Genomic DNA, 10446 nt, shown 5'->3' with positions numbered 1-10446 from the left:
CCCGCATAATCCGCTGAACCGCCGGATACGGACCCGTATGTCCGGTGGTGTGGGAGGGGCGGCGTCGCGAGACGCCCCCCTATCCCGATTGCGTCGCTTCGCAGCCGATGCTCGATGCGGCGCCTATTTCTTCTTCGCGCCGACCCGCTCGATCCGCTTGATCTCAAGTGCCGGCCGGCCGGACTTTTCGGCGATCTCGCGGTCCTGCTCCATGATGAAGTTGCGCGCGGGTTCGTCGCCGTCGAGGCCGCCAAGGAGCTCGGCAGGCACGCGCCGGTTGGAGCGTTGGGAGCCGTCTTCATAGACGACATTGAAGAAGGCGAATTCGCCCTTGGGATTGGTTCCGGGTTTTTTTGGCCATGGCCGGCTTGTCGTCGATACCAGAGCCATAGTCAAATGGCTTTCCGCGTTGCCGGCGGCCGCGGAACTGGCTGCGCAATCGATCGAGGAAATCTGGTTGCAGGGTGGAAGCGTCAATCGCTTCGTAAAGTCCGATGCGCCGCTTCGATTGCGACCCTTGGATTCCGCCCCTCGGATCCGACCCTTGCCTCAATAAACGGCGGGCCGCGAAGCCCGCCGCTTATTTTTGGTTCTCAGCGTCGCCCGGGGCTGGTGGGGCAACAACCTAAAATAGAATGCTATAGCTTGCGCCATGCCATGGCAAGATAAATCCTTGCGGGTTGATGTCGCAGCGAGCGAGCCAGATATGCGTTGATCAGGAGATCTGGTTTAAGCGCATTCCCGAAGCAGATATTTTGATCATCGAAGCACTTTGTTCGTACCGGTCGCTCTCGCAATGCAGCGAGAGTTTGCGCGCTGCGCGCTGCGTGCTGCGTGCTGAAGTGCGTAGACCTGCATCTATTCCAGGAGGTGCGGGGAATTTCATTCAGCGCAAGCGGACGCGTTCGATTTTCGCGACGCACACATCAATTCGGTCGCGCGCGCCCCGACAGTTCTTGCGCAACGAGTTGCGATTCGTGTCTGCCTCCGCGCCCGCCGTCATCCTCCTTGCGTCCCTGCGCCATGATTGCGCTGCCCATCGCAGCGGAACCGAAGGTAATGAGGAAGGAGCCGAGCAGCACGAGAAGCGCGATGCCGGGTGAGCGGTCGGCGAAGATCAGCTCGCGCAGATGTCCAGGGTTGAGCCAGAGCAGCCCGCCGACGAGGAGTGCTGCGGCGCAGGCGCCGATCGCCAGGTTGATGGCGAGGAGGCGGAAGAGAGGGAGGCGCAGGAGGGAGGGGCGCTTTAATGTGCGGTTGTCGTTGGGCATTGCTGGTTGCCTCATGCTGGCGTGGGCGGATCGCATCCGGTGCCTTCACGCTTCAGCCCTATAGCGCGGAATCCCTCGTTTAGTCATTCCGGGGCGCGCGGAGCGCGAGCCCGGAATCCAGCGCAATGGATTCCGGGCTCGCGACTTCGTCGCGCCCCGGAATGACAGGGAAGACGTGCGCAATAGTTCATCTCATGTCGCATGCATGACGATGTTGACGCGCATCAAACTCTCGCCATCGCCGCCCACGGCGCCGCCGACTCCGCAGCGATCGGGCCTAACGAGAGTTGGCCGGCTTTGACGCGAATCCTGTTCCCGGGCATGATCGCGCGCTGCTTCACGCGCAGATGGATAAGAGGAATTTTCGATATGCTGAGACGCGCCCTGGCCACCGCCTTCATCGTCTGTCTGGCCGGCGGCTCGGCGCAAGCCGCCCGCTGCGGCGGTGACTTCAACAGCTTCGTCGCCGGCATGACCTCGGAGGCGCAGGCGGCCGGTGTCTCGGCAAGCGTAACCAGCGCGGCTCTCGGCGGCCTGACCCAGGACGGTGCCGTGCTCGCCTTCGACCGGCGCCAGCGCTACACCTTCAACAAGACCTTTGAGCAGTACGTGTCGACCCGCGTCGGTCCGGGCCGCATCAATGGCGGTCGGGCGCTGTTGCAACGGCATGCCGCGCTGCTCTCGCGCATCGAACAGCAGTTCGGTGTGCCCCGGCAGATCCTGGTCGCGATCTGGGGTCTGGAGAGCGATTTCGGCAAGGGCGATATGGGCAAGCTGCCGGTGATCCGCACGCTCGCCACGCTCGCGCATGACTGCCGCCGCACCGAGCTGTTCCAGGGCGAGCTGCTCGCCGCGCTCAAGATCGTGCAGCGCGGCGACCTGCCGCTGCGCGACCTCATCGGCGCTTATGCCGGCGAGATCGGCCAGACCCAGTTCCTGCCGTCGTCCTACATCAAATACGGCGTCGATTTCGACGGCGATGGACATGTCGACCTTCGCCACAGCGTCCCCGACGTGCTCGCCTCGACCGCAAACCTGCTCCACACCAGCGGCTTCAAGATGGGCCAGCCCTATAGCGAAGGCTCCGCCAATTTCGAGGCGATGCGGGAGTGGAACAGGGCGGTGGTCTACCGCAAGACCATCGGGTATTTTGCGGACCGGTTGATAGGGCAGTGAGGAGCGCCCACCACAGTCGTCATTGCGAGCGCAGCGAAGCAATCCAGAATCCCTCCGCCGAGATAGTCTGGATTGCATCGTCGCTGCGCTCCTCGCAATGACGGCGTGGAGGCACTGTCGCGCTACAAACCTACTTCGCCGTCCCTTTCGCCATCTTCTCCAGTTTCCGCTGCAGTGGCGCCCAATACGTCCCCGGGCGGAAGCGCTGCAAAATATCCATGAACCGGGCGTCGTTGCCGATCAGGATACGGGGCTCGTTTCGCTCGATGCCCTTGATGATGCGCAGCGCCGCGTCCTTCGGCGTAGCCTTCGCCGCATTCTCGAACCGCTCGATCATTTGCGAGCGCCGTGCGTTGTCGGTGACGCCGGTGCCGGTGCGCGAACTGCGTGCGATGCTGGTGGCGACGCCGCCAGGATGAACGACCGATAGCCGCACCGGGCTTCCCGCCATCGCGAGCTCGTGGCGCACGCTCTCGGAAAAGCCGCGCACCGCGAACTTGGCTGCCGCATAGGCCGACTGTCCCGGAGGCGCGATGATGCCGAAGATCGAGGAGAGGTTGACGATATGCGCCTCTGGCCTTGTCTTTAGATGCGGCAGGAAGGCGCGAGTGCCGTGCACCACGCCCCAGAAATTGATGTCGAACAGCCACTCCATCTGCGCCTGGTCGATCTCCTCGAATTGGCCAAGCAGCGCCACACCGGCATTGTTGATGACGATGCTGAGCGCAGGATGCGCAATGGTCGCCTCGTTCGCGAATTGCGAGATGTTGCCGGGCTCGCCGACGTCGACGCGATGCACGCTGACCTTGCGTCCATTGTCGATCCCTTTGCCGATTTCGCCGGCGAGCGCTTTCAGCCCGGTTTCGTCGCGATCGGCAAGCGCGAGATCGCAGCCGCGCCGGGCGAGCTCGATCGCGAGCGCACGGCCAATGCCGCTCGCCGCTCCCGTGATGGCGGCGGCGCCGCAAATCACCGTCATGATGCCTCCCATTAAGCCCCCGAAAGGGAACAAGGATTCACAATTTTTCAGTATGGACCCGAAACAAGAGCCGGGGTTCCGAACTTAACATAGGTTACTTGAACGGAGGCAAGCCGCATTGGGAGCCACCGATGGGACAATCAAAGCCGTTTCGCGCTACCGCCCTCATTGTTGAAGACGACAGCATGCAGCGGGAGATGCTCAGCATTCTCCTTGAGGAAAGCGGCTATCAGGTCATCCAATGTGAAAGCGCGGAGGCCGCCGAACGTGTCCTCGACAAGGAGGCCGGCGCGCTTTGTTTGATGCTGACCGACGTCCAGCTTGCCGGTCCCATGAACGGGGTCGAGCTCGCGCACCTCGCCAAGGATCGAAATCCCAGGCTCGACGTTGTCGTCACCTCCGGCCGTCCCTTGAAGCAGCCCTTGCCGGATGGCGTAAAATTCTGGGCTAAGCCGTGGGCACCGCTCGACGTGCTGCGTGAGGCCGAACTCGCGCAATTGTCCTGACGCTGAACCAGGAGGCTCGCTTTCTTGCTGTGAGAGGCGATGATAAGGTCAGTCTATGACCCTGTCCTTCCTGCTCACCTCGCTCATCGTCGTCGCTTCGCCCGGCACCGGCGTGCTCTATACGCTGGCCGCCGCGCTCACACGCGGCTCGCGCGCCAGCATCGCGGCGGCCTTCGGCTGCACGCTCGGGATCGTGCCGCACATGACGGCGGCGATGCTGGGGCTCGCGGCGGTGCTCCACACCAGTGCGCTCGCCTTCGCCGCGCTGAAATGGTGCGGCGTTCTCTACCTGCTCTACATGTCCTGGCAGGCGCTGCGCGAGACCGGAGCGCTGGCGGTCGACGGCGAGATCAGGGAGCGGTCGAGCAGCCGCGTCATCGCAACCGGCTTCTTGATCAACATCCTCAATCCCAAACTGTCGATTTTCTTCCTCGCCTTTCTGCCGCAGTTCATCGCGGTCGATGAGGCGCATGTGCTGGCGCGGATGCTGGAGTTGAGCGGCGCCTTCATGGCGATGACCTTCGCGGTGTTCGTCATCTACGGCCTCTGCGCTGCATCCGTGCGCGAGCGCGTCATCTCCCGTCCCGGCGTCATGGCCTGGCTGCGCCGCAGCTTCGCCGCCGGCTTTGCGTTGCTCGGCGCCAAGCTCGCGTTCGCGGAGCGGTAGGCTCGTCAGCCAAATAAAAAAAAACGGGCCTCTCGCCCGCCATCTTCAATCTCTCTCAACCTTACTCGACACCCGGGCGGAGCGAGGCTCCACCCGGGCAAAGAACACGCTGCGCTACTTCTTCTTCGCAGCCTTCTTGGCCTTCTTCGCCTTCTTCTTCGCCGCCTTCTTCGCTTTCTTAGCCATAGTATCCTCTCAAGGGTTAATGGTGGAACGCGACACGAGGGATGCTCGGCGGAGGGCCAGCCTCGCAACATCCTCGACGACAAACTCAGCAGATTCGCGGGCAACTGCCCCGCGCTGTCATATCCGTGTCATTACGTTATCCACAGCTCAGATGCATTTTCGGGTGATTTTTGCCCACGAATCCGCATCACAGCGCCGCTGTGGCTGGGGCGCGGTCCTTCGCATCAAGCCTTGCTTAACGATACGAGGTCCGTCTGCCCGATTCATCAATCCAAAACCAAAGACCGCGTTTGCGGTATCACGGTCAGACTCCTTTAAGCGCGCCGCGCGCATCCTTCTCCGCAAGAACACGGGGATGGCTATGGACGGACGGTTGCCAAACGAAGGGGGCGGGATGGTGCATCTCCCGCGGTCGCCATGCTGAGCGTGCCGACACTCTGGACGGTGATCGTCATCAACTTCCTGGCGCTGGGCCTGATCTGGGCCTATGTGGTGCGCTCCTATCCGAAATTCGAGGCGGCGCGATACTGGACGGCGGCCGCGGTGCTGGCGGCGACCGGGTCCGGCATCTCCATGCTGCGCGACGTCATGGATATGCGCTTTCCGTTGATTGCCGGCGGCGGGTTGATGATCTTCTCGTCGTGCCTGACCTGCATGGGTGTCACGCGCTTCTACCACAAGCCGGTTTCCTGGCTCACGGCGATTGCGATTTCGCTGCTGAGCAGTGCCGGCCTTACCTTGTTTCTGGTTGTGGTCGACGACATGCCGGCGCGTGTGCTGATCTATTCGATCGGCCAGTCGACCCCGATCCTGATGGCGTTGCCGCTTCTCCTCGGCAAGCAGGACGGACGCGAGAATCCCGGCGCCCGTCTTGCCGCCATTGTTGCCTTTCTGGTCCTCGGCGTTCACGTGGTTCGCTCCGGCTCCGCGATGGTCGGGCTCGGTGGCGGCATCACTGCGATCAACTTCAACGGATTGCAGGCTGCGCTGATCCTCGCCCTGGTCTTCCTGGCGATGGCCTGGAATTTCGGCTGTCTGCTGATGGCGATCGAGCGGCTGCGCAACGAGGTTGCCGACCTCGCGCTGCTCGACGACCTCACCGGCGTCGCCAACCGGCGGCATCTGTTGCAGCGTCTCACCGAGGAATGTGCCCGTTCAGAGCGCAGCGGGGAGCCGTTCTCGCTTCTGGTGATCGATCTCGATGGCTTCAAGATCATCAACGACACCCATGGACATGCCGCGGGCGACGCTTGCCTCCAGCATTTCACGCTGATGGCGCAGACGCGGCTGCGGCCGGGCGACCTGCTCGCCCGCACCGGCGGCGACGAGTTCTGCATCGTGTTGCCGGCCTCCTCCCTGCGCGAGGGTGCATCGATCGCCCGCCGCGTGATCGAGGTGTGTCGCCAGGATGCCGCCGCCTGCACCGGCAACGACATCCCGATCGCGATCTCGATCGGCGTTGCCGAGTGGGACCGCAGCGTCGGCCAATTCCCGGACCGCCTGATCGCCCATGCCGACCACGCGCTCTATGCCGCGAAGAAGAACGGCAAGAACGACTTTGCGGTCTACGATCCGGCACCGCCGCTGTCGCCTGAACAGCCCGTGCCTGTCGAGGCCGCACGCAAATTTGCATAAGGCTGTGCTAGGTTCGAGTCCGTATTGGACCCGCATGATGATGCCCCGTTTGCTCGCGGCGGTTTCCGCCGCCGTCTTCTTGATCGTCCCTGCCGCGGCAACGGACGCCGAGCTTGCAAAACTCGCTCGCGCCTCCGGCACGCCCGACATTCCCGGTCTGAAGATCGTCTGGCTGGCACCGTGGGGCGACGTCCAGAACGCCCATTCCTGGCGCAACATCATCGTGCACCAGACCGAGGGACCGGCCGGTTCGGCGCGCCGCGGCGCGCAGCAGCAGTCGAAGAACCCGACGCGGCGCGGCGTCACGGTCTGGGTCGAGACCGACGGCACAGTCTATTGGGCGGTCGCTGAGAATTTGGTGCCGACCCATGGCGATGGCGCCAATCGCAACGACAACAAGTACATCGACAACAGATCGACCTATCGCCGGGTCGTGCGCGACAATTCGATCGGCGTCGAGTTCGCCGGCAATTATCCCGACGTCACGACAGGTCCCACCGCGGCGCAGGTCGCGGCATGGAAAATTCTCGTCCAGGTGCTGCGCGCGCGCTACGACATCCCGCTCGACCACGTCTATGCGCACAACTGGATCGACTACAAGGACGCGCGTTATTGCGAAGGCTGCTGGCTCGCGACACTGGCGAGGACGTGGGGGGAGTAGAAGGTCGTCATTCCGGGGCGCGCGTAGCGCGAACCCGGAATCCATTTATCCACCAACTCTGCCGCCTGATGGATTCCGGGCTCGCGCCAAGGGGCGCGCCCCGGAATGACGACACCGGCTACATCGCCTGCGACATCCACCCGAAAAGCCGCTGCATCAATCCCGATCGCCGCGGCAATTCCGGCGGCTCGTCTGCCGCCAGCACGCGTTTGAAGAAGTAGTCCAGGAGCCTGCGTTGGGGACCTCGCTCTCGCAATTACCGCCGCAGAGTACTGGATGCCCCGCTTTTCTGCCGGGGCATGACACCGCGAGGGGTGCGCGCAGCGCGCGCACAAAAACAAGAAAGCCGGCGTTGCCGCCGGCTTTCCGTCTTTGTCGATCCGCCAATTTCTGGCGCGAAGAAGTCGCGCTTAGTGCGCGGCTTCCAGCGCGGCCTGTTCCTGCCTTGCGATCGTGCCCTTGACCGCGGACTGCACCTTCTCGAAGGCGCGGACCTCGATCTGACGGACGCGCTCGCGCGACACGCCGAACTCGGCGGCAAGGTCTTCCAGCGTCATCGGCTCATCGGCGAGGCGGCGGGCCTCGAAGATGCGGCGTTCGCGCGGGTTGAGCACGCTCATGGCGCCGGTGAGGGCGTCGCGGCGGTGATCATACTCCTCGTGCTCCGCCAGCAGGGCTTCCTGGTTGGGCGTATTGTCGACCAGCCAGTCCTGCCATTCGCCGGCTTCGCCGTCGTCGCGGATCGGTGCGTTCAGCGACGCGTCGCCACCGAGGCGGCGGTTCATGTCGATGACGTCCTGATCGGTGACGCCGAGGCGCTTGGCAATGGTCTTCACCTGGTCGGGGCGGAGATCGCCCTCGTCCAGCGCGTTGATCTTGCTCTTCGCCTTGCGCAGGTTGAAGAACAGCTTCTTTTGGTTCGCGGTGGTGCCCATCTTCACGAGCGACCAGGAACGCAGGATGTACTCTTGAATCGACGCCTTGATCCACCACATCGCGTAGGTGGCGAGACGGAAGCCCTTTTCAGGCTCGAAGCGCTTCACCGCCTGCATCAGGCCGACATTGCCTTCCGAGACGACCTCGGAGATCGGCAAGCCGTAGCCGCGATAGCCCATGGCGATCTTGGCCACGAGCCTGAGATGGCTGGTGACGAGCTGGTGCGCGGCGTCGCGATCATCATGCTCGCGCCAACGCTTGGCGAGCATGTATTCCTGCTGGGGTTCCAGCATCGGGAACTTGCGGATTTCGCCGAGGTAACGGGAAAGGCCGGATTCTCCATTGAGGACCGGCAAGGTAGTCGTACGGGCCATAGTGCGCCCTCCAAAAGGTTCAGGCCCCCGATGGCGGCGGGCCAGGCAGACGACCACTTTGTTAAAGCCAGTCGTAGCTGCGATGTTCCGTTGGTCATTTCCAACGCAGGCGCAATATACCCCATGGGGGGGCAAAAAGGGAAGGATTGCTGACGTCACGTCCGCGTGTGGCAGCTATAACTTTTTGTAAGGTAAGGGTTTTCTCAAGTCGCCTGCGTCATAGCGCCGCTTTGAGGGCGCTCTGAAGGAGAAGCAAATCCTCCGGCAGAGGCGCTTCCCAGTGCAGAAGTTCTCCGGTCCTCGGGTGCTCCAATACCAGCAAATAAGCATGCAGCGCCTGCCGCCCGAGGGCCGTTAACGCGGCCTGGGATTCGGGGCCCAGCTGGTTCGCCTTGGTCTTGAAGTGTGGGCCATAGACCGCATCGCCCATCAGGGGATGGCCGATATGGGCGAGGTGGACGCGGATCTGGTGGGTGCGCCCGGTCTCGAGCTCGCAGGCCAGCAACGCGGCGACCGGCTTGCCATCGCGCCCGGCAAAATTCTCCAAAATCTCCCAATGCGTCACCGCCTCGCGGCCGCTCTGGCGCACCGCCATCTTCTCCCGCGCATGCGGATGGCGGTCGATCGGCGCATCGACCGTGCCGCGATGCCGGCCCGGCAGCCCCCAGGCGAACGCCATGTAGCCGCGGCGCATCGCACCCGTCCGGCCATGGTCGGCGAATTGCGCGGTCAGCGAGGCATGCGCGAGGTCGTTCTTGGCGACCACCATCAGACCTGTCGTGTCCTTGTCGAGCCGGTGCACGATGCCGGGCCGGCGCACTCCGCCGATGCCGGAGAGTGAGGTGCCGCAATGGGCGATCAGCGCATTCACCAGCGTGCCGGTCTCGTGGCCGGCCGCGGGGTGCACCACCAACCCCCTGGGCTTGTTGAGCACGACGATGTCGTCGTCCTCGAACACGATATCGAGGGCGATATCCTCGCCTTGGGGCTCCGCCGGCGCCGCCTCCGGCACGTCGATTATGATCGTATCGCCGGATGCGACGTGATAAGCGGGGTCGCGGACGGCGGCGCCCTTGAGGCTCACCGCGCCCGCCAGGATCAGGGCTTTCAGCCTCGATCGCGACAGCTCGGTGAGGCGCGCCGCCAGCACGCGGTCGAGCCGGGCCGAGCCCTCGTCGCCGGCGACGACAACCTCCAACCTTTGCGCAGAGCCTGAGTTTTCCATGACGACGTCTGATACCGCTGTTCCCGAACCGAGCCCCGAGCAGGCCGCGCTGTTCGCGCGGGTGCGGCGGATGATGCTGATCGCGGGGTTGACCACGGCGCTGGCGATCTGCGCCGTGCTGATCGCGGTGGGCTACCGCCTTTTCAAGTCGGAGGGAAGGGCGCCCGAGCCGGTGGGCGACGTCACCGCCACCCTGCCGAAGGGCGCCAGAATCGTCTCGACCGGGGTCGCCGGCGACCGCCTCGTGGTCACGCTCGATATCGGCGGGGTCACCGAGATCCGCACCTTCGACGCCCACACCTTAAAGCCGGCCGGAAAGCTGAAATTTGCCAATGAGCCGTAAAACCTCCGTTCGGTCCTTGCGGCGAACAAATTTCGAGGCTATTGGCTAGCCCTCACGCTCCCTTCGTCTAGCGGTTAGGACGCGGCCCTCTCAAGGCTGAAACAGGGGTTCGATTCCCCTAGGGAGCGCCATTTTCCAGAACAAAACTGCGAACCTCCCGCCTCTCTAGATGCATCCGCAAAGCGGGCATCTCCGCTTGGTTGGCGTTTGTTGCAGTTTTGATCCGTTGCGGTCGCCGCCAATTCCGCATGATTTTTGCCGGAGCTTGATCGTCTCACCATCGGGCCGGTGCAACTCGACGCGTTCGGAATCGAGTTCGACCGTCCTCAGTTGGTGACGGATAGACCGTGAGAATGTGTGCAAAGTATCCATCCGGCGAGTCTTTCAATTACCCACATTTCCAGCCGCTCCGATTTCGGCGCCGAGTTCGATATCGGTTAATCTGGAAAGGCCACGCCAGATGGCAACATTTCCGGGTGGCGGATCG

11 protein-coding genes and 1 tRNA gene are annotated in these 10446 nt (G+C 63.4%); 7 read left to right on the top strand and 5 right to left on the bottom strand.

Features of this window, described 5'->3' with window-relative positions:
* Window positions 1-123: 123 nt before the first annotated feature.
* Window positions 124-390 (bottom strand): hypothetical protein, encoded by a 267-nt coding sequence (locus AC629_RS41985; RefSeq protein WP_084810505.1) that lies wholly within the window; start codon window positions 388-390, stop codon window positions 124-126.
* Between the two features lie 536 nt (window positions 391-926).
* Window positions 927-1271 (bottom strand): hypothetical protein, encoded by a 345-nt coding sequence (locus AC629_RS41980; RefSeq protein WP_084810502.1) that lies wholly within the window; start codon window positions 1269-1271, stop codon window positions 927-929.
* A 369-nt stretch (window positions 1272-1640) separates the two neighbouring features.
* On the opposite strand from AC629_RS41980, the gene AC629_RS41975 reads away from it, so the two are divergent.
* Window positions 1641-2447: a lytic murein transglycosylase gene (locus tag AC629_RS41975; RefSeq protein WP_084810504.1), complete on the top strand. Its 807-nt coding sequence runs from the start codon at window positions 1641-1643 to the stop codon at window positions 2445-2447.
* Window positions 2448-2577: 130 nt separating this feature from the next.
* Here AC629_RS41975 and AC629_RS41970 read toward each other — a convergent pair whose 3' ends face one another.
* Window positions 2578-3426, bottom strand: coding sequence for an SDR family NAD(P)-dependent oxidoreductase (locus tag AC629_RS41970; protein WP_084810503.1), 849 nt, complete (start codon window positions 3424-3426; stop codon window positions 2578-2580).
* Between the two features lie 131 nt (window positions 3427-3557).
* Here AC629_RS41970 and AC629_RS41965 point away from each other — a divergent pair, with 131 nt between their 5' ends.
* From AC629_RS41965 to AC629_RS41950, 4 genes are all read left to right on the top strand, one after another.
* The gene (locus AC629_RS41965; protein WP_084810501.1) at window positions 3558-3932 is read left to right on the top strand and encodes a response regulator; all 375 of its coding nucleotides are present in this window, start codon (window positions 3558-3560) and stop codon (window positions 3930-3932) included.
* Window positions 3933-3987: 55 nt separating this feature from the next.
* Window positions 3988-4599: a LysE family translocator gene (locus AC629_RS41960; protein WP_084810500.1), complete on the top strand. Its 612-nt coding sequence runs from the start codon at window positions 3988-3990 to the stop codon at window positions 4597-4599.
* A gap of 603 nt (window positions 4600-5202) precedes the next feature.
* Entirely contained in the window at window positions 5203-6420 is a 1218-nt protein-coding gene (locus AC629_RS41955) for a GGDEF domain-containing protein (RefSeq protein WP_084810499.1), read from the top strand.
* 34 nt (window positions 6421-6454) lie between these two features.
* Complete coding sequence (locus AC629_RS41950; protein WP_084810498.1) at window positions 6455-7081, top strand: peptidoglycan recognition protein family protein; 627 nt, start codon at window positions 6455-6457, stop codon at window positions 7079-7081.
* A 410-nt stretch (window positions 7082-7491) separates the two neighbouring features.
* Here AC629_RS41950 and rpoH read toward each other — a convergent pair whose 3' ends face one another.
* Window positions 7492-8391 (bottom strand): RNA polymerase sigma factor RpoH, encoded by a 900-nt coding sequence (gene rpoH, locus AC629_RS41940; RefSeq protein WP_084810496.1) that lies wholly within the window; start codon window positions 8389-8391, stop codon window positions 7492-7494.
* A 217-nt stretch (window positions 8392-8608) separates the two neighbouring features.
* Window positions 8609-9616 carry an RluA family pseudouridine synthase gene (locus AC629_RS41935; RefSeq protein ID WP_084810495.1) on the bottom strand — a complete coding sequence of 336 codons (1008 nt, stop codon included), beginning with the start codon at window positions 9614-9616 and terminating at the stop codon, window positions 8609-8611.
* On the opposite strand from AC629_RS41935, the gene AC629_RS41930 reads away from it, so the two are divergent.
* Window positions 9615-9959 (top strand): hypothetical protein, encoded by a 345-nt coding sequence (locus AC629_RS41930; protein ID WP_074120296.1) that lies wholly within the window; start codon window positions 9615-9617, stop codon window positions 9957-9959. The genes AC629_RS41935 and AC629_RS41930 overlap by 2 nt on opposite strands.
* A gap of 56 nt (window positions 9960-10015) precedes the next feature.
* Window positions 10016-10090: transfer RNA gene (locus AC629_RS41925), tRNA-Glu, on the top strand.
* Window positions 10091-10446 lie beyond the last annotated feature (356 nt).

Source organism: Bradyrhizobium sp. NAS80.1 (assembly GCF_001908205.1).
In the GTDB taxonomy this organism is placed as follows: Bacteria; Pseudomonadota; Alphaproteobacteria; order Rhizobiales; family Xanthobacteraceae; genus Bradyrhizobium.
The sequence above is the reverse complement of the archived record's forward strand: the minus strand, read 5'-3'. Positions and strand labels throughout refer to the sequence as shown.